21 protein-coding genes, 1 tRNA gene and 2 pseudogenes are annotated in these 21,078 nt (G+C 71.2%); 11 read left to right on the top strand and 13 right to left on the bottom strand.

Annotation, left to right across the window (positions count from 1 at the left end; all coding sequences use genetic code 11):
* Positions 1 to 144 precede the first annotated feature (144 nt).
* The 7 genes from RV986_RS07290 to RV986_RS07260 all read left to right on the top strand — a co-directional run bounded on the left by RV986_RS07290 (position 145) and on the right by RV986_RS07260 (position 6,547).
* Positions 145 to 735, top strand: a complete 591-nt coding sequence (locus RV986_RS07290; RefSeq protein WP_475916606.1) for an RNA polymerase sigma factor — start codon at positions 145 to 147, stop codon at positions 733 to 735.
* Positions 736 to 830: 95 nt separating this feature from the next.
* Entirely contained in the window at positions 831 to 1,418 is a 588-nt protein-coding gene (locus RV986_RS07285) for a hypothetical protein (RefSeq protein WP_475916605.1), read from the top strand.
* Between the two features lie 151 nt (positions 1,419 to 1,569).
* On the top strand, positions 1,570 to 3,132 hold the full coding sequence (locus tag RV986_RS07280; RefSeq protein ID WP_475924202.1) for an ABC1 kinase family protein: 1,563 nt from the start codon (positions 1,570 to 1,572) through the stop codon (positions 3,130 to 3,132).
* Between the two features lie 55 nt (positions 3,133 to 3,187).
* The gene (locus RV986_RS07275; RefSeq protein WP_475916604.1) at positions 3,188 to 4,069 is read left to right on the top strand and encodes an SAM-dependent methyltransferase; all 882 of its coding nucleotides are present in this window, start codon (positions 3,188 to 3,190) and stop codon (positions 4,067 to 4,069) included.
* 2 nt (positions 4,070 to 4,071) lie between these two features.
* The gene (locus RV986_RS07270) at positions 4,072 to 4,539 is read left to right on the top strand and encodes a hypothetical protein (protein ID WP_475916603.1); all 468 of its coding nucleotides are present in this window, start codon (positions 4,072 to 4,074) and stop codon (positions 4,537 to 4,539) included.
* Entirely contained in the window at positions 4,536 to 5,552 is a 1,017-nt protein-coding gene (locus tag RV986_RS07265; RefSeq protein ID WP_475916602.1) for a phosphatidylglycerol lysyltransferase domain-containing protein, read from the top strand. Before RV986_RS07270 ends, RV986_RS07265 begins: the two co-directional genes overlap by 4 nt.
* Positions 5,553 to 5,593: 41 nt before the next feature.
* Positions 5,594 to 6,547 carry a ferritin family protein gene (locus RV986_RS07260; protein ID WP_475916601.1) on the top strand — a complete coding sequence of 318 codons (954 nt, stop codon included), beginning with the start codon at positions 5,594 to 5,596 and terminating at the stop codon, positions 6,545 to 6,547.
* 193 nt (positions 6,548 to 6,740) lie between these two features.
* Here RV986_RS07260 and RV986_RS07255 read toward each other — a convergent pair whose 3' ends face one another.
* The 8 genes from RV986_RS07255 to RV986_RS07220 form a co-directional block, all read right to left on the bottom strand.
* Positions 6,741 to 7,610, bottom strand: a complete 870-nt coding sequence (locus tag RV986_RS07255) for an esterase/lipase family protein (protein ID WP_475916600.1) — start codon at positions 7,608 to 7,610, stop codon at positions 6,741 to 6,743.
* A gap of 104 nt (positions 7,611 to 7,714) precedes the next feature.
* Positions 7,715 to 8,290 (bottom strand): flavin reductase family protein, encoded by a 576-nt coding sequence (locus RV986_RS07250; RefSeq protein ID WP_475916599.1) that lies wholly within the window; start codon positions 8,288 to 8,290, stop codon positions 7,715 to 7,717.
* Entirely contained in the window at positions 8,283 to 8,765 is a 483-nt protein-coding gene (locus tag RV986_RS07245) for a type II toxin-antitoxin system RatA family toxin (protein WP_475916598.1), read from the bottom strand. The genes RV986_RS07250 and RV986_RS07245 overlap by 8 nt, the downstream gene beginning before the upstream one ends.
* A gap of 45 nt (positions 8,766 to 8,810) precedes the next feature.
* Positions 8,811 to 10,208, bottom strand: a complete 1,398-nt coding sequence (locus tag RV986_RS07240; RefSeq protein ID WP_475916597.1) for an aspartate aminotransferase family protein — start codon at positions 10,206 to 10,208, stop codon at positions 8,811 to 8,813.
* A complete protein-coding gene (locus RV986_RS07235; protein ID WP_475916596.1) occupies positions 10,205 to 11,359 on the bottom strand; it encodes an SDR family oxidoreductase in 1,155 nt (384 codons plus the stop codon). The genes RV986_RS07240 and RV986_RS07235 overlap by 4 nt, the downstream gene beginning before the upstream one ends.
* A gap of 396 nt (positions 11,360 to 11,755) precedes the next feature.
* Positions 11,756 to 12,904: an acyl-CoA dehydrogenase gene (locus tag RV986_RS07230; RefSeq protein ID WP_475916595.1), complete on the bottom strand. Its 1,149-nt coding sequence runs from the start codon at positions 12,902 to 12,904 to the stop codon at positions 11,756 to 11,758.
* Between the two features lie 107 nt (positions 12,905 to 13,011).
* The gene (locus RV986_RS07225; protein WP_475916594.1) at positions 13,012 to 13,674 is read right to left on the bottom strand and encodes a hypothetical protein; all 663 of its coding nucleotides are present in this window, start codon (positions 13,672 to 13,674) and stop codon (positions 13,012 to 13,014) included.
* A 54-nt stretch (positions 13,675 to 13,728) separates the two neighbouring features.
* Positions 13,729 to 14,541, bottom strand: a complete 813-nt coding sequence (locus RV986_RS07220; RefSeq protein ID WP_475916593.1) for an SAM-dependent methyltransferase — start codon at positions 14,539 to 14,541, stop codon at positions 13,729 to 13,731.
* A 256-nt stretch (positions 14,542 to 14,797) separates the two neighbouring features.
* Here RV986_RS07220 and RV986_RS07215 point away from each other — a divergent pair.
* The 3 genes and pseudogenes from RV986_RS07215 to RV986_RS07205 all read left to right on the top strand — a co-directional run.
* Positions 14,798 to 15,979, top strand: a pseudogene (locus RV986_RS07215) (thiolase family protein); the annotation flags it as partial.
* 124 nt (positions 15,980 to 16,103) lie between these two features.
* Complete coding sequence (locus tag RV986_RS07210) at positions 16,104 to 16,877, top strand: sulfite exporter TauE/SafE family protein (RefSeq protein ID WP_475916592.1); 774 nt, start codon at positions 16,104 to 16,106, stop codon at positions 16,875 to 16,877.
* Positions 16,878 to 16,898: 21 nt separating this feature from the next.
* Positions 16,899 to 17,690: a cobalt-precorrin-6A reductase gene (locus RV986_RS07205; protein ID WP_475916591.1), complete on the top strand. Its 792-nt coding sequence runs from the start codon at positions 16,899 to 16,901 to the stop codon at positions 17,688 to 17,690.
* Between the two features lie 13 nt (positions 17,691 to 17,703).
* Here the strand turns inward: RV986_RS07205 and RV986_RS07200 are convergent, their stop codons facing one another.
* The 4 genes and pseudogenes from RV986_RS07200 to RV986_RS07185 form a co-directional block, all read right to left on the bottom strand.
* Positions 17,704 to 17,889, bottom strand: a complete 186-nt coding sequence (locus RV986_RS07200) for a hypothetical protein (protein ID WP_475916590.1) — start codon at positions 17,887 to 17,889, stop codon at positions 17,704 to 17,706.
* Positions 17,843 to 18,370: pseudogene (locus RV986_RS07195) on the bottom strand (MFS transporter); the annotation flags it as partial. The pseudogene RV986_RS07195 and the gene RV986_RS07200, both read right to left, overlap by 47 nt.
* 200 nt (positions 18,371 to 18,570) lie before the next feature.
* Positions 18,571 to 19,341 (bottom strand): precorrin-6A synthase (deacetylating), encoded by a 771-nt coding sequence (gene cobF, locus RV986_RS07190; protein WP_475916589.1) that lies wholly within the window; start codon positions 19,339 to 19,341, stop codon positions 18,571 to 18,573.
* Positions 19,342 to 19,592: 251 nt separating this feature from the next.
* Positions 19,593 to 20,120, bottom strand: coding sequence for a DUF309 domain-containing protein (locus tag RV986_RS07185; RefSeq protein WP_475916588.1), 528 nt, complete (start codon positions 20,118 to 20,120; stop codon positions 19,593 to 19,595).
* 100 nt (positions 20,121 to 20,220) lie between these two features.
* On the opposite strand from RV986_RS07185, the gene RV986_RS07180 reads away from it, so the two are divergent.
* Positions 20,221 to 20,294, top strand: a tRNA-Pro gene (locus RV986_RS07180).
* On the opposite strand, the gene RV986_RS07175 is transcribed toward RV986_RS07180, so the two are convergent.
* Positions 20,276 to 21,046, bottom strand: coding sequence for a class I SAM-dependent methyltransferase (locus RV986_RS07175; protein ID WP_475916587.1), 771 nt, complete (start codon positions 21,044 to 21,046; stop codon positions 20,276 to 20,278). The two genes, RV986_RS07180 and RV986_RS07175, sit on opposite strands and share 19 nt — an antisense overlap.
* Positions 21,047 to 21,078 lie beyond the last annotated feature (32 nt).

The following is a 21,078-nucleotide window of genomic DNA, read 5'->3' as shown; positions in this document are numbered from 1 at the left end:
ATGATCCTCCGTTTTCCATGCGGATGAGTGGTAGATATTTCCCTTGGTTTGTTGGTGTGTTCGCTCGGAAAAGAACCTTCGCGACGGGCGGGGGATAGACCGTGCGAATATTACGTTTCGCACCAGGAAATCAATCTCGGGGTCATGGATCACAGGGAATTGCTAGACCACTTAGATGAGATCGAAATCGTCGATCGAGCGATTGATCGAGCAAGTCATGAATCCCAGGAAGAAGTACGGCGGGAGCTCTCCTGGGGTGTGATCGCCAGTCACCGGGAGCGGCTGATGAGGCTGGTCCGTCGCCGACTGCCCAATGCTCAGGACGCGGAGGACTGTGTCCAGGAAGCCATGCTCAGAGCGGCCGCCCACGGCGATCTCGACCAGGACCGGATCGGTCCCTTTCTGACCTCGGTCGCTCTGCGCCTGTGTGTCGACCACTATCGCGAGCTGGAGCGGAGACGGCGGCTGTTGCGGCGCGCGGCGGATGTGGGCGGACCCGAGCTGCCGGACGAAGGAGTGTGCGACCAGGACTTCGGTCGCTGGCTGCTCGGTCAGGTCCATCTGCTGCGCGGCCGGGAGCGGCAAGTGGTCCTCGCCCGCGCCCATGGGATCTCCACGCTGGAATTCGCGCGCATGCACCAGATCTCGGTCAAGGCGGCGGAGGGCGCGTTCACGCGGGGGCGGGCCCGGCTGCGGCTGGTCTGCGCCAAGGCCCTGGACGGCGTCGCGGCATAACGGATTTCCGCCTTCTTCCCGTTTTCGACACAGGCCGGGAGCGGGGACGAAAACGGCTCCCGAATTCCGGGAGTGCACATGAAATGGAAAGGGTAGTGACCGTGGGCAAGAATAACACCCAGGACACCATCAAGGATTTCATCGGCGATATCGCCGACAGCACCAAGAAAGCGTTTGACGACATCCTCGACCGGAAAGGCGATGATGGGCACTCCACGGACTGGCTTACCCCGGGAAATCCGTATCAGGCGCTGAACGGGCTTCCCGGTGATGTGCTGCGGACGGTCAGCGCGCTGTCCGCCCTCGGTGGCGTGGCCAACCCCGTGGCAGCACTCGCCAACGCGGCCAACGCCGCGGCCGGCATCGGCGCCGCCAACCCGCTGGCCGCTCTCGCCGGCGCGGCCCCCAACCCGCTGGCCGCACTGGCAGGCGGGGCACCCCATCCCCTCGCGGCCCTCGCGGGCGGCGGTGTGAACCCGCTCGGCGCCCTCGGACAGGTCGCCGGCGGGGCGGCCTCGGCCGTCTCGGGCGCCGCCGACATGGCCGAAGGCCTGGCCGCCCTGCCCCGGCAGATCGCCCAGCTCTCCGAGCTCGTCGCCTCCCTGGTGAACGTGCTGGAGGGCGTCCAGGGGGTGGCCGGTGCCGTGGCCGGGCGTGCCCCGGCGGCGAGGAAGAGCGGCTGAGCGGCCGCTGATCCGGGCCCCATCGGCCGCCGCCGGGCGCGTACCGCCTCACCTCGGTGAGTGATCGCGCCGCATGACCCACGTGCGTGGGCGATCGCACGGATGACCGACGGAACTCGTCAGGCACAGGAGGTTGTGACACGTGGGTGCCATGCTCGGCAATCGGCTCCGGCTGGTTGTGAAGGTGCTGGGAAGCCTCGTCGCCGACGAGGTCGGCCAGGTGACGCGGGAGCGCCGGCGGTCCCGGCAGGACGCGCACTCCCCGGCGGAAGCCGAGGCCTCCGCCGGGGACGGGACTGCTTCCGTGGACGGGGCACGCCGTGCGAAGGCGGTGCGGCACGCCCTGGAGAGCCTCGGCCCGTTCTACGTCAAACTCGGCCAGATCCTCTCCACCCGGCCCGACATGGTGCCCGCCTCCATGATCAGCGAACTGCAGAACCTCCACGACCAGGTCGATGTGCAGCCCTTCTCGCTCTTCGAACCCGTACTCCAGGAGGAGTTGGGAACGGACTGGAAGCGCCGCTTCGACGACATCGAGACGGTCCGCCCGCTCGGGGCTGCCTCGCTGGCCCAGGTCTACCGGGTGACCCTGCCGGGCGGACGGCCCGCCGTGGTGAAGATCCAGCGGCCGGGCATCCGGGACACCGTCCACGCGGACATGGCCCTGATGCGCAGGGCGTCCAGGATCATCGCCCGCACCGCACCCCGTTTCAACGAGGTCATCGACGTCGAGGCGATGCTCGGCTCCATCTTCGACGCGATGGAACCCGAGCTGGACTTCACCGGCGAGGCCCGCAACATGGACGAGGCCCGCGAGAACGTCCGGCGCTATCCGACGCTCGCGGTGCCCCGGGTCATCCACGCCACCCCCAAGGTGCTGGTCCAGTCGCTGGCGCCGGGCGCCTCCGTACGCCACCTCGACCGCCGCTCGTTCAGCGACCGGGAGCGCGCGGACATCGGCAAGGACCTGCTGCGCTTCATGTACCGCGGGTACTTCGTCGACCGGATGTTCCACGCCGACCCGCACGCGGGCAACGTCTTCGCGCGGCCCGGCGGTCCGGCCACGCTCATCGACTGGGGCATGGTCGGCCGCCTCGACCGGCGGACGAGTCTGCAACTGCTGCCGCTCCTCATGGCTCTCGCGCAGAACGACGGCCACGGCCTGGCCTGGGCCTGGGCGGACATGGGCCGGGTCACCGCCTGGTCGAACCTGCCCGCGTTCGCCTCCGACATGGCGGCGTTCGTGCCCAAGGTCGCCACCGCCTCCCTCGAAGACATGAACTTCGGGGTGTCCCTGACCACCGTCCTGGAGAAGGCGACCAAGCGGGGCATCGGCTCGGCCCCCGCCATCTCCCTGCTGGGCAAGTCCTTCGCGAACCTGGAGGGTTCGGTGCGCTGCCTCGCGCCGGAACTCGCCCTCGCGGAGGTCTTCAAGGCGGAGGCGCGCGGGATCATCCTGGCCCTGATCCGTGAGTACTTCTCCCTGGACCAGGCCGCCCGCAACACGATGGACCTGCTGTCCGCCGCGGCGTCCGCCCCCGAACAGTGGCGCGGGCTGCTCTCCGACGCCTCCAACCGCCAGTTCGCGCTCCAGCTCCACGAGCCGCACACGCCCGCCGCCATGGGCGGGCAGCGGTCCTGGTCGCCCTCGCGCGGCCTGCTCGCCCTGGGCGCCGCGGCCCTGTTCCTCGACCGCCGCCGCGCGCCCCGCTGACGTACCCGTCCTCTCTGACCCATCGTCACCAACCGTACACACAAAGGGATCACCCATGACCACGCAGCACCACGACACCCAGCGCGACGCGGGGCCCGGCGGCTCCCTGGGCGGAGTCTCGGAGACGGCCCTGTGGACCGCGCGCATGCGGGCCCAGGAGTCGGCCCGGACGGACGCGCTCTTCCAGGACCGGCTGGCGGCCGAGTTCCTCGAAGCGGCGGGGGCGGCCGGCGCACCTCCGGGAACCGGTGTCCTGCAGAAGGTGTTGCCCGACTGGCTGGCCATCCGTACCCGCTTCTTCGACGACTACCTGCTGACCGCGACGCGTGCGGGATGCGAGCAGGTCGTGCTGGTGGGAGCGGGGCTCGACAGCCGGGCCTACCGGCTCGACTGGCCGACCGCGGCACATGTCTTCGAGGTCGATCTGCCGGCCGTACAGACCTTCAAGGAGCGAGTCCTCGCGGGCCGGAGCCCCGACCTCGTCCGCCGCACCGCGGTCGCCGCCGACCTGCTGGGGGACTGGCGGAGCACGTTGCTCGCCGCCGGGTTCGACCCGGGCCGTCCCACCGCCTGGCTGTGCGAGGGGCTGCTCTTCTACCTCGCGCCCCAGGCCGTGGAAGGGCTGATCGGCACGGTCAGCGAACTGTCCGCGCCCGGCAGCGCCCTCGGCGCCGAGTGCCTGAACGCGGACACCGCCGACTCGCCGTTCCTGAAGCCCTGGCTGGAGGCCCTGTCCGGCTCGGGGACACCGTGGCAGTGGCGACTCGGGGACACGGAGCGCTGGTGGGGCGGATACGGCTGGCAGGCGCGGGCCGCGGACCTGCTCGCCCTGCCGTACGCCGTGGAGCGGTTCGCCCCGCACCTGGCGGCGTTCTCGGGGGTCGAGACGGACACCATGATCCTGGTGACGGCGGCGATGCCGGCCGGCGGACGGTGACCGTGGACGGCCACAACCTCTGCCAGACCCCCACCACCTACCGGCTGCTGCGCCTCGAATACCTGTTGGGGCTCCTGGTGGCCGCCGGATTCTTCCTCGCGCACCTGACCGAGGTGCGCTGGTGGGTCGCCGTCGTCCTCTTCGTCTACGTCGACCTCATCGGCTATCTGCCGGGGGCGATCGCCTACCACCGCAGCCCCGACAAACGGGTCTCCCGTGTCTACTACGTGCTCTACAACACCATGCACAGCCTCAGCGTGCAGGGCGCGGTCCTCGGCACCTGGGCGCTGGTGCACGGCTGGGAGTGGGCGCTGCTGGTGCTGCCCATCCATCTCTTCGGGGACCGCGCGTTGTTCGGCAACTTCGCCAAGTCGTTCACCGTGTCCTTCGAGCCGGTTCCGCACCCTTCCGTCCAGTCCGCGCTGCGGGACTTCGCCACCGTGCCCTGGCACGAGGCGGCGGTGCGGTGAGCGCCCCGCAGGCACTCGCCGACACGCAGGCGTACGAGATGCTGCGTCGGTACGGCAGCCACAGCAGCGCCTTCCTGGCCATGAACCGCGGCAACCGCCGCTTCCGCACGGACGGTGTCGACGGCTTCGTGCCGTACCGGGAGGCCGGACGGCGGCACCTCTTCCAACTGGGCGGTCCCGTCTGCGCGGTCGAGGACCAGCCACGGCTGCTGACCGCGCTGCTGGCCCGGGCCGGGAGCGGGCGGCGCCGGGTCACCGCCGTCCAACTCTCCCGCGCCCAGGCCGAACTGCACGCCGGACTCGGTTTCGTCGTCAACCAGTTCGGGGCCTCCTTCAGCATCGAGCTGGACGGCTACAGCCTGGGCGGCCAGCGCATGGTCAAGGTCCGCAACATGGTCAACCGGGCCCGCAGAGAAGGGGTTTCGGTCACCGAGGTGGCCGCCGAGCAGCGGGACGGCGAGGCGGTCGCTTCGGCCCTCGACGCCGTGGACGCCGCCTGGCTGCGGGCGAAGGGCCGCCACGTCAAGGAACTCGAGTTCCTGATCGGTGAGCGTGGCGGCCCCGGCGCACCGCACCGGCGGCTGTTCACCGCCGTTCACGAAGGCCGGACCGTCGGTTACGTGTCGTACTCCCCGGTCTTCGGTGAGCAGGCCGGATGGCTGTACGACCTCACGCGCCGGCTGCCCGACGCCCCGCCCGGCACGGTGGAACTCCTGTTCGCCACTGCTCTGCGTCAGTTCCAGGACGAGGGGTGCGGCTGGCTGCATCTCGGCTTCACCCCCTTCGTCCAGCTCCGCCCCGAGACTGCCGCGCCCGGCCCGACCAGCGGCTTCCTGCACCGGTGTGTGGAGGTGCTGGCGGCCAAGGGACGGGCGATCTATCCCGCGGCCGCACAGGAGTCCTTCAAGCTCAAGTGGCGTCCACAGCTCATCGAACCGGAGTACCTGGCCTTCCACGGCGGGGTGAGCCCGGGCGCGGTCTGGCAGCTGATGCGCCTCACCAAGTCGGTCTGAGTACCCGTGACAGTCCACGATCCAGAGAGGTTGAGACGACCATGCTCGATTCCAAGATTCCGGTGGAAGCCGACCGGCACCGCGCCCCGAGCCTGCTGGAGGGCGCGCTGCACACGGACCTGACACCGGAGGGCTGCGACCTCGGCTACTGGTTCCGATCCGTACCGCAAGGCACCCTCGGCGGCGATCCGATGGGCCGCTCGCCGGACGTACCCGTGCCGGCGCACATGATGGAGGACGGGCCGCTTCGGCGGGCCGTCATGCAGGAGCTCGCCTTCCGCTCGATGGCGGAGGAGAAGGCGACCCGTGGTCTCTCCTTCCTGGTCGCGTACGCCCCCGACCTCGCCGAGATGGACTTCTACACCTCCCAGCTGATGGACGAGGCCCGCCACGCCTACGCCTTCCGCGGCCATCTGCTCGAACTGGGCACTCCCGAGGACGAGTTGGAAGCGACCATGGAGTCGCTGGCCGGGGCCGACCGGGACGCGATCCTGACGCCGCTGGAGGAGTTCGGACTGGCCGTCGTGGAGAAGGACCGCGACTACATCGGTGGCGTGATCACCCAGACCGTCCTGGTCGAGGGCGTGCTCGCGCCCACCGCGGAGCTGAGCGAGCGCAAGTGGCGCCCCTTCGACGCGCCCGCCGCCGAGATCGAGCGAGCCGCGGGCATCGACGAGATCCGGCATCTGGCGGTGGGCACCACGATCGTCCGACGCCATGTCCAACGCCACCCCGAGGATCTGGACCGGATCAGGGAACTGGTCGCGCGCGGCAGCGAGCTGTGGTCACGGCTTCCCGTGCAGGAGCTGACCTGGCGACGCGAGCAGCTCTATCAGGAGGGTCTGGAGCAGCACCGCGATCTGGTCGGTGACTACGAACTCTGGCCGGGCCGCAAGCTGGTCGACACCACCGCCGAGGAACGGATGGTCACCGCTGCCGAGTGGGCGCACGCCACCCAGAAGGCACAACTCGCCGACATGGGCCTGACTCCGTGAACTCGGTGGGCTCGGTGGGCTCGGTGGGCTCGGTGGGCTCGGTGAGCCCCGTGCGCGCCACCGCCGACATCCGGTCGTCCCCGGACTAGCGGCGACCACGACAGAAGGGGGGTGCGGGCCGAGTCGGCCCGCACCCCCTCTCGTATGTCCGCGGCTGTGGCGCGATCTCTGTGAGACCCCGGCGGTACGGGCATCAGTCGGCCAGCGCCTTGAGCGTCTCCCGCACCACGAGCGGGTCGAACGTCATGGCCAGGTGCGTGGTCCGGTTCCGCGGGGCGAGGAGCTGCAGGCAGATGTTGGTGACGGGGTGGTCCGGCCGGGTGGGCTTCAGCTGCTGGGCCTCGGGAGGCTGGACCACCTCGTCCCGGGTCGACCAGATGACGGTGTAGCCGACCCCGTCCACGGTGTCGCCCGACGCCACCAGCTCCCTCACGAACTCCGAGTCGTTCAGCAGCTGGGTGAAGGCGGGGCTGATCCGGAACAGCACCTGGTCCTCCACGATCGCCTGCACGCCCGGCATCAGACGGACCAGCTTCGTCAGTCCGGCCACCTCGACCCCGTGGTTGCTGGGCGCGATCCCCACGACGCGCCGTACCTTCCCGGCCCCGCCGAGGTACTTGAGGTAGTAGTGCGGGATCATCCCGCCCTGCGAGTGGCCCACGAGGTCCACCCGCGATGCCCTGGTGTCCACCAGCACCCGTTCGACGAAGTCCGCGAGCTGTTTGGACGACTTCCTGATGTCGCCAAGACCGTAGAGGTGCGGGAAGGCGGCCAACTCCCCGTAGTTGAGGCGGAAGATGCGGTGACCGGCTGCTCTGAGCGCGGGTGCGGCCGTCCGCCAGACGGACTCCCGTTCGCCCAGTGTGCCGTGCACGAGGACGACCGGATACGGGCGCGCCGGTGTCGGGGGCAGCCCCCAGTCGTCCTCCGCGGTGTCCGCGTCGAGGGCGGCGCCGATCACGTTCGCGCCGTACCGCGCGTCGCCGGCCAGCCGCTCGGCGGTCCGGAGCAGTTCGGTCGCGGCGCTTTCCGAGTTCACGCCGGGAATGTGGGGCAGGGACATGGGGCCTCCTCGGGCTCGGGTTCTGTGGGCGGGGAGATGCGGGACAGACGGAAGGCCCGGCCGGGAAAAGCCCGGCCGGGCCTCTGTCGAGACATGCGGTGGGCTCAGCCTTCGTGCGTACCGGGCAAGGTGTGGAAGGCGCGGTCGTGCCAGAGCAGCGGCCGTCCGCCGTTCACCTCCACCGCCATCACCCGTCCGACGACGGCGTGGTGATCGCCGTACGGGCGTACGTCCTCGACCAGGCACACCGACCACGCGAGCGCGTCGGCGAGCACCGGCAGGCCGAGCACCTGGCGTACCGGGCTGCCCTCGAAGCGCCTCGCGGGCGGCACGGAGGAGTCGGCGAAGAGTTCAGCGATTGATTTCTGATGATCCGTCAACAGGCTGACGGCAAAGGCGCCTTGTCGCCGCAGCGCGGTCAGGGTGCGGGAACTGCCGCGCAGACAGGCGAGGACCAGCGGTGGCCGCGCCGACAGGGAGGTCAGCGCGGAGACCGTCATCCCGGTCGGCAGGCCCGCACCGTCCAGCGCCGTGACGACCGTGACGCCGGCCGTGAGTTTGGCGTAGAGACCGAGACAGCGGACGGTGTCGGGGCCGGGCTCGTCCCGCAGGGTGTCCCAGCCCGCGGCGGACGGGCCGTCGGGCCGGGACCGCGGGGGTACGAGGGCGAGGTCAGCCATGCGCGGGGGCGACGCTGTCGGCGAGCTGGCCGGTGGTGGGCGTGACCCTGCCCAGCAGTCCGCGCAGGATCCGCTCGATGTTGCTGCGCAGGGTCGAGTCGGCGACCGGGTCGAGGAGTTCCGCCAGTGTCGGGATGCCGAGGTCGAAGACGGCGTCGAAGGTCACGGCCGTGCCGTCCGCGCCGGACGCGCACTGCCAGGTGCCCTCGAACAGCTCGAAGTCGCCCGTCAGTTGGGTGAAACCGATGGTCCGCGTCTTGGGGAAGAACGCGTCCCGCTCCGTCCAGCGCATCAGACCGTTGCGGAAGCGGACGGTCCAGTCCGACACCACCGTGCCGTCGTCATGGGGTGGATGGACCACGACTTCGCGGACCGTCTCGGTCACTTCGGGATACCGGCGGAAGTCGCGGATCCGCTGGTAGGCGGTCTCGGGGTCGACGTCGTGGGCGGTCAGCCGTACGGTCACGTGACGCATGGGAGGGTTCCCTTTCGTAGCGGGTGGGGACGGGACGGGTACGGGTCAGCCGACGTGGGTCGCGACGACGCGCAGGGCCTCGGTCAGGGCGGAGAGGAACAGCCGTACTTCCTCCTCACCGACGATCGCGGGCGGTGTCAGCCGCAGCACCCGGGTCGCGTTGAGGGAGTGGTTCACGAGGACGCCGCGCCCGACCAGTTCGAGGATCAGCTCACCGACGGCCTGGTCCTCGGTGAACTCCAGGCCGATCAGCAGCCCCCGCCCGCGTACCTCGTGCACCAGGCCGCCGGTGTGCGGGGCGCAGGCGGCCCGGACGCCCGCGAGCAGGCGCTCTCCCAGGGCCTTGGCGCGGGGGACGATGTCCTCCCGGTCCAGGGCCTCGACCGTGGCGAGCGCGGCGGCGCAGGCGATCGGGGAGGCCGCGAAGGTGGACGTGTGCAGATAGGGGTCGCGGGAGAACGGGCCGTAGGACGCCTCGGTCGCGACCATCGCCGCGACGGGCACGACTCCGCCGCTGAGGCCCTTGCCGACGAGCAGGACATCGGGTTCAGGTGACTCGGTGTCTTTGGTGCCTTCGGTGGACTCGGTGGACTCGGTGGATGTGGTGGACTCGGCGTCCATGCCCCACCACGAGCCCAGCCGCCCCAGGCCTGTCTGGATCTCGTCGATGATCAGAAACGCCCCGTACGCCCGGCACAGCCGGCTCACCTCCGTCAGATATCCCGGCGGTGGAATGCGTACGCCGCCCTCGCCCTGCACCGGCTCGACGATCACGCAGGCCCGGCGGCCGAGTTCGGCGAGCGTGGCCTCCAACGCGGCCGTGTCCCCGAACGGGACCGCCGTGCTGTCCGGCAGCAGTGGCTGGAAGGGCTGCTGGTACTTGGGGTTGGCGGTGGCGGTCAGTGCGCCCAGGGTCTTGCCGTGGTAGCCGCCGGTGGTGGAGACGAGGGCGGTGTGGCCGTGCGCCCGGGCCAGTTTCAGACCGGCCTCGGTCGCCTCCGCCCCGGAGTTCACGAAGTGGACGTGATCCAGACCGGGCGGAGTCCGTGCGGCCAGTGCCTGCGCCGCGCGCGCCGCGACCGGCTCCAGGAAGACCCGCCCGGCCAGCGGGTGAAGGTCCACCTGACGGTGCACGGCCGCGGTCACGTGGGGATGCCGGTGCCCGAGGATGAAGACGCCGTAACCGCCGAAGTCGAGGTAGCGGCGGCCGTCCTCGGTGAACACCCACGGGCCGTCGGACGCGGTCTCCAGCATGCCGCCGAGCACCGTGCCGAGGAGGGAACGGCCGGAGGACAGGTGCTCGCGGTAGAGCCGGGCGATGTGCGCGCGATCCGTGCCGGGGACGGCGACCGGAGCTGCCGCTGGGGCGGGGGTAGGGGCAGGGGCTGTATCCGTGTTGGTGTCCGTGGCGGGGACGGTGACAGGCATGGGGGCCGCGGTCATGACGCCAGCTCCTGGGCGTGTGTGCTCTGCGAGGCCTGGGTCCTCGGCGCCGTGTCCTGCGCGGGCTGCGTCCGGAGGTGGGCGCGCATGCCGCCGCGCCCGGTGGACCAGGCGGCGAGGTTGCGGACCAGGGCCCGGCGCAGGTCGTCCTTGGAGAGGGCCGAGCCGCAGTGCGGCGAGCCCAGGGACGATTCGAAGGGGAGCGCCCGCTGGAAGACCAGCAGCAGTTCCGCGTACGTCTGGAAGCGGCGGCGCAGCGACTCCGGGAACGTGGGGCCCTCGATCAGCGGGAGCAGCAGACGGTGCACCGACTCCAGCGGGATGAGCCGGGGCGGATGCGGCCGGGGTCCCCACTGGTCGGCGAACTCCAGGCAGGTGTCGACCACTTCACGCTGCAGCAACGCCTCCGCGCCGGCCGTCAGCCAGTACTCGCCGTCCGTGACGCCGGCCCGCAGCAGGTCACCCACCGCACGCGCGACGATGTCCTGCGGCACCATGTCGATCCGCGCGTCCGGCGCTCCGGGAAGTACCGGAACCTGGCCCTTGACGATGGCGCCCAGTGCCCGTGTCAGCCCCTGCATCCCGGCGATCCGACCGGTGACGGAGTCACCCATCACCACCGAGGGGCGCATGATCACACCCGGCACGGGGGCCTCGCGCACCACCTGCTCGGCCGCCGTCTTCGAGGCGAGATACGCGGCGGCGCCGGGGAAGCGCTCCTGCTCCTCCGGCGCCAGCGGATTGGCGACGAAGGCGGTGCTCATGTGGAAGAACCTCGCTCCGGCGCGGACGGCGAGGTCGAGCATCGCGATCGTGCCGTCGAGGTTGGCGCGCCGGATCTGGTCCGGCTCCGCCTTCCAGTTGGTGGCGGCGGCGGAGTGCACGACCAGGTCCACGTCGGCGGTGAGCTGAGCGAGGTCCGCCCGGGTCAGGCCGAGTCCGGGTTCCAGCAGATCGGCTCGGACCTCACGGACCCGGTGGTCGTTGACCGGCGTGCGGTGGCGCAGGCAGATGATTCTGAAGTCCGGCGACAGTTCCTCGATCAGGGCTCTGCCGAGCACTCCGGCGCCGCCGGTGAGCAGAATCGTGGGGCGTTTCGCGGACTGTGGCGGGCTGGTCGGAGCGCTGGGCCGGGGCCGGGACAGAGGCATGGCGGTGTTCCCCTCGGTCGAGTGAGCGCAGGGCGCGGTGGTCCTGTCGGACGGGCGGACGGACAGGCGGGTGGACGTACGGGCGGGTGGACGTACGGGCGGGTGGTTGCGGGGGTTTTGCGCGCAGGGCGCCTATGAGCTCGGTTCTTGCCGTTGTTCGGCGGCGCATGCGGGTTGCGCGTGGCTGGGCGCGCCGTTCCTCGCGCCCCTACGGCGCGCGGTCGGGTCGGCGCACAGCGATGCGGGGCGCGTCCACCGGGCCCACGGATCGGAACGTGTGATCAGGTGGGGGGACTGGATCCGGGTGCACGGGGCGTCGGGTGTGCGATCCCCTGGCGGGAAGGTTCCGCTCGGGCCGGCCGAGGGCAGGGCGGTGCCGGCCCGAGCGGAGTCGGGTCAGGCGATGGTCAGCGGCTCGTCGGCGAGGTAGGCGGACAGCGGACCGGTCATCCGCGACCGCGACGGCGGGTGCAGGGCCAGGCCGTTGGCACAGGCGGCGAGATACCCGACCTCGTCGGAGGTCATGAAGTTGAGTCCGCCGAGCAGCTCGACCGACCGGGGGACGATCCGGGCGAGGGCGTCCTGCACGGTGTAACGCGCGTACAGCGAGTCGGCGAGCGCGGACTCGTCGGGCTCGCCCTCGTCCACCCGGCGGGCGAGGCCCTCGACCGCCGCCGTCGCACCCTCGATCTCCACCAGCAGCCGGACCCGCTCGGCGTCGGGCACCCGGTCGTTGAGCAGTACCCGCTCCACGAGGGCGCTCGCGGCACCGAGATAGCTGCCGGTCATCAACAGTTCGAACCAGACGAGACCGGCGGTCTGCACCGTGTCCAGACGGGCCCCGGCCGGACCGGCCGTGCGCACCAGCAGCTCCTTCGGCACCAGTACGTTGTCCAGGGTGACCTGGTCGCTCTCGGCGCCCGCGAGGAAGCTGCTCGACCAGAACCCGCTGACGGTCAGCCCTTCGCTGTTGGCGGGAACCAGTGCCACGGCCAGCTCCTGACCCTCGCCGTCCTGCCCCGTGCCCTCCTCGCACGGCACCATCACGCTGGCGGTGAGCAGATCCATGGAACGGGCCAGGCTGCAGGGCCGCTTCACCCCGGTGATCCGTACGCCTTCGGGCGTCACCGTGGCGGACATGGAGGGGGACAGGATGCCGGTGCCGCTGCGCCCTTCGGCGAAGCCGGACGCCATCAGCCGGTTCTCGGCGGCGACACCCTGGACGAGCATCCACTCCAGTCCCTCACCGGAGTCGCTCAGTCCGACCAGCGTGGCCATCGAGAAGTGGTGCATGGTCGTCGCCACCGCGAGCGAGGGCGAACGACTGCCCAGCGCGCGCTGCACCCGCAGGGCCTCCAGTGCCGTGGCACCGCGGCCCTGGAAGGCGGTCGGGGCCAGCAGACCAGGGCCTCCGCTCTCCCGGAACAGCCCGATGCCGGGGCTCTTGGGTCCCTCCAGTATCATCAACGGCACCGTCCTCAGACTCTCGTCGAGGCCGGGCAGCAGTTTGGTGAGGGCCGCGCGCTCACGCTCCAGGAATCTCATGTCGTCCCCTGCTCCTTGATCCTCAGGTGTGGCCGGCAGCGTCGTTTCTGTTTACGCGCGAACCGGCCGAACCCCTCGGGGCAAAAGGATGTTGGAGCGTTCGACGGTCAGCGATGCGGCTGCCGGGGCGAGTTCCGCACGACGACGAGGCGGGTGGGCCTGGCCTGTGTCGGTTCCACCCAGCGGGCCGGCTCCTGGTCGTGCGAACCGGTGCGTGTCGCCCGCGCCACGACGGCCGCCGCGGTGTCGTCGGCGCGGCCGTCCCGGGTGAGCAGCCGCAACGGCCAGACGGGCGAGGGCGGTTCCTCCCCGTCGAACGGGTGCCAGTCCCACGGCGCGTCGAACCGCCAGGCGCGCCCCGCGGCATCCGCGACCTCGTCACCCGCCACGAGGCAGGCGTACGGGCGCAGCAGCAGGTCGAGGGCGATCGGGACCCCGTCGTCGGGGGCGATCTCGTAGCCCTGCCACTCCAGGTCGGGATCGTGCGACTGCCCCGCGCGCAGCACCATCACCTGTCTCCCCAGGCGCGGGAGGCGCCCCGTCTCCAGCGGTGGCTCGAACCGCTCGACGCCCATCAGATGCACCACCGTGGGAGGGATACCGACCCGGCACACCGCGCCGACCTCAAGATCCTGGGCCGGCCGTTCGGTGCGGAACAGCTCCAAGTCCCCTTCGTACGAGGCCGGATCGCAGGCCAGGGCCACCTGGCCGTTCCACTCGATCCAGTCGCACTCCGGGTCCACCTCCCACCACGGCCACTCGACGACCACTTCCGTGGTTCCCGAGGCCGAGCGAGCTCGACTGACCCAAGTCCCTTTCCGCGGCTAGGACTTGAAGCTGACCCCGCCGTACAGCGGGACCGGCGTGTCACCGATCTCGTCCTGGTCCAGGGCGAGTTCGGGATGCCAGTCCGCCACCGACACCACACCCGGGTCGACGGGGTCGAGCCCCTTGAAGAAGCGGCTCACCTCTGCGTGCGTACGGGCGACGAGGGTCACGCCACCCGCCGCGTACGCCGCGATGCCGGTCGCGACGGTCACGGGGTCGTAGTCGGCAGTCATCGCCGACAGCACCAGGCAGCTGCCCGGCGCCAGCGCGTCGACCAGGGTGTCCACCAGGTCGTACGCGCCGTCCTCCTCGGCGATGAAGTGCATCAGGGCGATCAGCGACAGCGCGATGGGCTGGTCGAAGTCGAGTGCCTCCGCGGCCTGTTCGAGTACCTTCGCCGGTTCCCGCGCGTCGGCCTGGAGATACTCGGTGACGCCTTCGGGGGTGCCGCGCAGCAGGGCCTCCGCGTGCGCGAGCACGATCGGGTCGTTGTCGACATAGACGATCCGCGCGGCCGGGTCGGCGGCCTGGGCGATCTGGTGGAGGTTCGGCTCCGTGGGAATGCCGGTGCCGATGTCGAGGAACTGACGGATACCCGTCTCCCGGACGAGATAGCGGGTGGCGCGCTGCATGAACCAGCGGTTGCTGCGCGCCGAGCGCGGGGCACTCGGGTCCGTGGACATGATCCTTCGCCCGAGTTCCTCGTCGACCGGGTAGTTGTCCTTGCCGCCGAGGAACCAGTCGTACATCCGTGCCGGGTGCGGCCTGCTGGTGTCGATCCGCTGGGCGGACGGCCCGGTCGCGGTCATGCGGCACTCCTCTGCTCGTGTTGATGTTCGAGCAGTCTGCCACGGGTGGCGCGGGCGGCGGAGCCGTTCCGCCGGGCGCGGCTTCCCCGGGAGCGTACGTACGGGCTATAGTCGAAAACTAGCAGTGCTAATTAATGGTTCTCGGCCCGGCGCCCGATGTCCGTCGCGGGCAGCCGCAGGCGGCCGCAGGCCGCCGCAGGACGTTGCTGTCCGTTGCCGTTCGTCGATGTTCGTCACTGTTCGTCAGGAGTCCGTCGTGCGTCCTGTCCACTTCGCGGCCGCCCGCCGCACCCCCATCGGCAAGTTGCGCGGCGCCCTGTCCGGCGTACGGCCCGACGACCTCGCCGCGACCGTGATCCGCGGCCTGCTCGCCGAGGTGCCCGGGCTCGACCCGGTCCGGATCGACGACGTCTACTGGGGCGCCGCCAACCAGGCAGGGGAGGACAACCGCAATGTCGCGCGCATGGCCGCGCTCCTCGCCGGGCTGCCCGAGTCCGTGCCCGGCGCCACCGTCAACCGGCTGTGCGCCTCGGGCCTGGAAGCCGTCACCACGGCGGCCCGCACCATCGCCGCGGGCGAGGCCGACATCGTCCTCGCGGGCGGCTCCGAGTCGATGAGCCGCGCCCCCTTCGTGCTGCCCCGCCCCGACGAGGCCCTGCCGCACCGCATCGAGACCGTCGACACCCGACTCGGCTGGCGCCTGGTCAACCCCGCGATGAAGGAGCTGCACGGACTGCTCTCGATGGGGGAGACCGCCGAGGAGGTCGCCGAGCGCCACGGCGTCTCGCGCGAACGCCAGGACGCGTTCGCGCTGCGCAGCCACCAACGCGCCGCGGACGCCCGCAAGAACGGCCACTTCGACGAGGAACTCCTGCCCGTGGAACGCCCCGACGGCGTGATCGTGGACACCGACGAGTGCGTACGCGAGGACACCTCGCTGGAGAAGCTGTCCCGCCTCAAGCCGGTGTTCCGCGAGGGCGGCACGGTCACCGCCGGCAACGCCTCGCCCATGAACGACGGCGCGGCCGGCCTTCTCCTGGTCAGCGAGGAGGCCCTGAACGAGCTGGGTCTGGAGTCCCTCGGACGGTATGTCGCCGGAGCCTCGGCCGGGGTCCACCCGGACGTCATGGGCATCGGCCCCGTCCCCGCCACGCACAAGGCGCTGGCCCGGGTCGGCTGGAGCGTCGGCGACATCGAGGAGGCGGAGTTCAACGAGGCGTTCGCCGCCCAGGCCCTCGCCTGCGTGGACCGCCTCGGCATCGACCCGGAACGGGTGAACCCCACCGGCGGCGCCATCGCTCTCGGTCACCCCCTCGGGTGCTCCGGCGCCCGCATCCTCACCACCCTGCTGCACCGCATGCGCCGCACGGGCGGCGGACGGGGTCTCGCCACCATGTGCGTCGGTGTGGGACAGGGCAGCGCGGTGCTGGTCGAGCGCCCCTGGCGGCCGGGCTCACCGGCTGACACAGGGGTGGGGTCACCTGGTGAGACGGTCATACAGGTGTCACCTGGTGAGACGGTCATTACGTGAGGGGATACGTGCGCCTAGCATCGGTTCCCGCATGAACACGATGACGCTCTGGCACATATCCGGCTGGGAATTCGCCGCGCTCGCCGCCGCGGCCCTGCTCGTCGGCTTCTCGAAGACCGCTGTCAGCGGGGCCAACACGGTCAGTCTGGCGATCTTCGCCGCCGTGCTGCCCGCCCGCGCCTCGACCGGCGTACTCCTGCCCATCCTCATCGTCGGGGATGTGCTCGCCGTGCTCACCTACCGGCGGCATGCCCACTGGCCCACGCTGTGGCGGCTGTTCCCGGCGGTCGCCGCGGGCGTCGTGCTCGGCACGCTGTTCCTGGTGTGGGCCGACGACGGGATGGTACGGACCTCGATCGGCGCGATCCTGCTGCTGATGGCGGCGGTGACGATGTGGCGCCGCCGGGCCGCCGAGAAGGACGAGGAACCCGACTCGGTGACGACACGGGCGGGCCGGGTCAAGGCCCGCTCGTACGGCGTCCTCGGCGGCTTCACCACCATGGTCGCCAACGCCGGCGGCCCCGTGATGTCGATGTACCTCCTGTCGGCGGGCTTCCGCAAACTCGGCTTCCTGGGCACCTCGGCCTTCTTCTTCCTCATCGTGAACATCTCCAAGGTGCCCTTCAGCGTGGGCCTCGGTCTGATCGACGGGCATTCGCTGCTCCTCGACGCGGCGCTCGCGCTCTTCGTCGTGCCGGGCGCGTTCCTCGGCAAATGGGCCGTGCACCGCATCAACCAGTTGCTCTTCGAACGACTGGTCATCGCCGCGACGGTGGTGGGCGGGGTGCAGCTCCTGCTGCGCTGACCACCTCGTACGCTCGACGTCATGTGCCCCCATGTGCTGGTCCTCGGCGGCACCACCGAGGCGCGCGAGCTCGCCGCCACGCTGGCGGCGCGCCCCGGCCTGCGCGTGACGACGTCCCTCGCGGGGCGCGTGTCGCGGCCGGGGGCCCTCGACGGGGACGTACGCAGCGGAGGCTTCGGCGGAGCGGACGGGCTCGCGCGGTGGCTGCGGGAGCACCGTGTGGACGCCGTCGTCGATGCCACGCACCCCTTCGCCGCGACCATCACGGCGAACGCGGCGCGCGCCGCCGCGGCCACCGGCGTCCCGGCCGTGGTGCTGCGCCGCCCCGGTTGGACCCCCGGCCCCGACGACCGCTGGCACTGGGCCGCCACCCTCGCCGAAGCCGCCGCGCTCGTCCCGCCCCTGGGCCGTCGCGTCTTCCTCACCACGGGCCGCCTGGGCCTCGCGGCCTTCGCGCACCTCACCGAACTCCACTTCCTGGTCCGCTCGGTCGAGGCGCCCCGGCCGCCGCTGCCCCCGGACGCGGAGGTGCTGCTCGCCCGTGGCCCGTTCACCGTCGACGACGAGAAGACCCTGCTGCGCGCACACCGCGTCGACGTCCTGGTCACCAAGGACAGCGGAGGAGACGCGACAGCCGCCAAACTCGCGGCCGCCCGCGATCTCGCGCTCCCCGTGGTCGTCGTACGCCGTCCACCCCTCCCGGAGAACGTGACCACGGCACCGGACGTACGGTCGGCCCTGGACCTGCTGGATCTGCTGGATCTGCCGAACCGGCTGCACCTGCCGAACCCGCCGGACCCCGGCCCGTCGTGACAGCCGGGTGGGGTCAGCCGGACGTGCTGGACTCCAGCTCCCGGGTGCGGGTGGGCAGGCCGTCGCTCAGGTCCTCGACCGGGAGGCGTTTGGCGATGGCGTCGACGGCGGCTCGGAGGTCGTCGCCGGAGGGACGGCCGAGGTCCTCTTCGATCGGTGAACAGCCCCCCCAGCAGCGGTCCGATGACGGTGGCGACACCGAAGATGGCACCGATCGCGCCCTGGTACTTGCCGCGCTCCCGCAGCGGGATGACATCAGCGATCAGCGCCATCGCGGTCACCAGCAGACCGCCCGCGCCGATGCCCTGCATCCCGCGCCAGGCGATCAGCATCGTCATGTTCGTGGCCGGCCCGCACAGGAACGAGCCGGTGATGAAGATGATCACCGACGCCTGGAAGACCACCTTGCGGCCGAAGAGGTCACCGAACTTGCCGACCAGCACCGTCGCGACGGTCTCCGCCAGCAGGTACGCCGTCACCACCCACGACATGTGCGCCGCGCCGCCGAGGTCCGACACGATCGTCGGCAGGGCGGTGCCCACGATCGTCTGGTCCAGGGCCGCGAGGAGCATGCCCAGCATGATCGTCACGAAGACGATGTTGCGGCGAAGCCGCTTGTCCAGCACCGGGGGCGTGGGCGCCTCCACGGCGGGTCGCGCGGAATCGTCGGTGGTCGTCACACACGGCACCCTCGCACCGCGGTGCCCCCGCCGCCTATGGGGCGGACGTGCCCGGCGCATCGACCCGGAATCCGGCCCTCCGCCATACCCGGGCCGCCGTACCCGGCCCCGAAACAGGACTCCCGAACAGGACTCCCGAACAGGACTCCCGAGCAGGGATCCCCAACAGGGCTCCGAAACCGGGCCCTTGGCGGAGGGACCTATCCGCGCGGATTCCTGCGCAGCAGATATGTGTCCATGATCCAGCCCTTGCGCTCCCGTGCCTCGGCCCGCAGCCGCTCGATACGGGGAGCCGCCTCGGCTATCGGCCCGGAGGCGAGGATCTCGTCGGGCGTGCCGATGTAGGCGCCCCAGTAGATGTCGATGTCCTCCTCGGCGTACTGCCGGAAGGTCTGATGGGCGTCGAGCATGACCACCACGTCGTCGACGCCCTCCGGGAAGCCCTCCGCGAGCCGCCGCCCCGTGGTGATCTGGACGGGACGGGCCACCCGGTTCAACCCCGTCCGATGCCTGGCGACGAGCGCGGAGACACTGCTGATACCGGGCACGACGTCGTACGTGAACGCCACCGCGCCGCGGTTCAGGATCTCCTCCAGGATCCCGAGCGTGCTGTCGTACAGCGCCGGATCGCCCCACACCAGGAACGCGCCGCTCTCGTCCTCGCCCAGTTCCTCTGCGACGAGCCGCTCGTAGATGTCGGCGCGGGCACTGCGCCAGTCCCCGACCGCGGGGGAGTAGGCGGCGCCTCCGGCGGCCCGGTCGCGGTCCGGGTCGCGGGCCTCGACCAGGCGGTACGCCCCCTCGGGCAGATGCGCGTCGAGGATGTCACGGCGCAGCTGGACGAGGTCCGACTTCACCTCGCCCTTGTCCAGGATGAAGAACACGTCCGTGCTCCTCAGCGCCTTGACCGCCTGCAGGGTGAGCTGGTCGGGGTCGCCCGCGCCAATGCCGATGACATGAATCTTTCGCACCCCCCGAGTCTGCCGCACGCCACTGACAACGGACCCACCGCACCCGGTGATGCCGCTCGCACCGCACCCGGGTGACACCACTCGCACCGCACCGGGGTGCATCGACCCGCAACATGGCCGGGGTGAATCGACCCGCACCGCAGCCGGGTGCGCCGACCGCGCAGCAGTGGTACACCACGGGGCCGCGCCGCAGCGATCAACCCCGGGGTCCACTCCGCAGTGGTCAACCCCCGGGGGCAACTCCGCAGTGGTCAAGCCCGGGGTCCGCGCAGCCGAGGCGCCCAGGTCACCGCGCTGATCGTGGGACCCCCGCGCTCCACGACCGCCGCCAACTCCCGTGCCCAGGCGGCCAGTCCGGCGAGGTCCAGCCCGTGCGGACGGGCCCTGCCCGCCGCCCCCGCTGCCCACTCCTCCACGGCCCCGGCCCCGCGCCGCAGCAGCCGGGCACCGCCCGTGGTGTTCCCGCGGGCCGCGTGGGTGAGCCCCACCGCGAGCTGCGCCAGCCCCCGCCAGAGGGTGCGCTCGCCCTCGGGGCCGGACTTCCAGGCGTCCTCGAAGACCTCGTGCGCATGGAACGGCTTCCCCGCGTCCAGCAGCGCCTGCGCCTCGGTCACCGTGTCCTCGGGGCTGCGCACGACGCCCTCCGGCTGCCGCTGCACGCCGTCCGCGCCGTACGGCAGCGGCCGCCCCAGCCCGTCCCGCGGCCGGGCACTGCGCGCCCGCCCCGCCGTGTCCCGATCCCGCCCGCCGCCTCGGCTACCTCCGGATGTTCCGTTCATGCCCCGATTGTCGCGCGCCCAGTGCCGCCTTCGGAGCAGCCACCGACGTGGGGTAAAGTTCTGTTCGCACGATCACGCGGAACACTGCGGGTGACGGCATCGGGACGTGGCGCAGCTTGGTAGCGCACTTGACTGGGGGTCAAGGGGTCGCAGGTTCAAATCCTGTCGTCCCGACTTTTGAAGTCGCGGGTCGGAGGCTGTATCGGAAGAGTCCGATACGGCCTCTTGGTCGTTTCGTAGTACGACGCGACGGCGGGCTGGCCGGTGTAGTTGGGGCCTGCCTGTGGGTCGGCGCCGAGGTAGGCGAAGGGCAGCGCGATCGGGCGGCCGCCCCGCAGGCTGAGGCGGTGGTGGCGGGCCGAGTAGTGGAAGCCGGCGGCGCGCAGTGCCGCCAGGACCGGGCGGGACGCGTCGCCGCCGTCGGGTCGCCGCAGCGTCGAGGGATCGAGGTGGGCGACCAGCAGACCGGTGCCGCTGAGCCAGGACGCGGCCCGCTCCAGCAGGGCGAGCCGGTCGCCGATGTAGTGCAGCCCGTGGACGCAGGTGATGAGGTCGTAGCGGCGCGCCGGGGACCATCGGGCGAGGTCCGCGGTGATGAGTTCGAGGCCGTCGGGCAGTGCTGTCCGCTGCCGCGGGCCGACCAGGTCCACGCCCGTGATGACGGCCTGCGGGAGGTGCCGCGCTGCCGTACGGAGGGCGAGACCCTCCCCGCTGCACAGGTCCAGCCAGGACGGGGCGGGGCCGTGCTCGCTCAGGAACTCGGCGGGGGAGAAGCCGAGTTCGCGGGTGTAGCTGTTGACGCCGGTCAGGACCCGTTCGCGGTTCATGGTGCTGTTGGCGACCACGGAATGGCCGGTCAGTTCGTCGTCCTTGATCAGCCGGGGTGGTGGTGTGGCCGCTGCTGTCGGCGAAGTACCGTCGATCATCGGACCATTGTGCGCGACGGCCGATGTGTCCC

The sequence above is a fragment of the Streptomyces sp. RLA012 genome (assembly GCF_056270325.1).
Note: the sequence above shows the minus strand (reverse complement) of the source record. Positions and strands in the feature narration are given on the sequence as shown.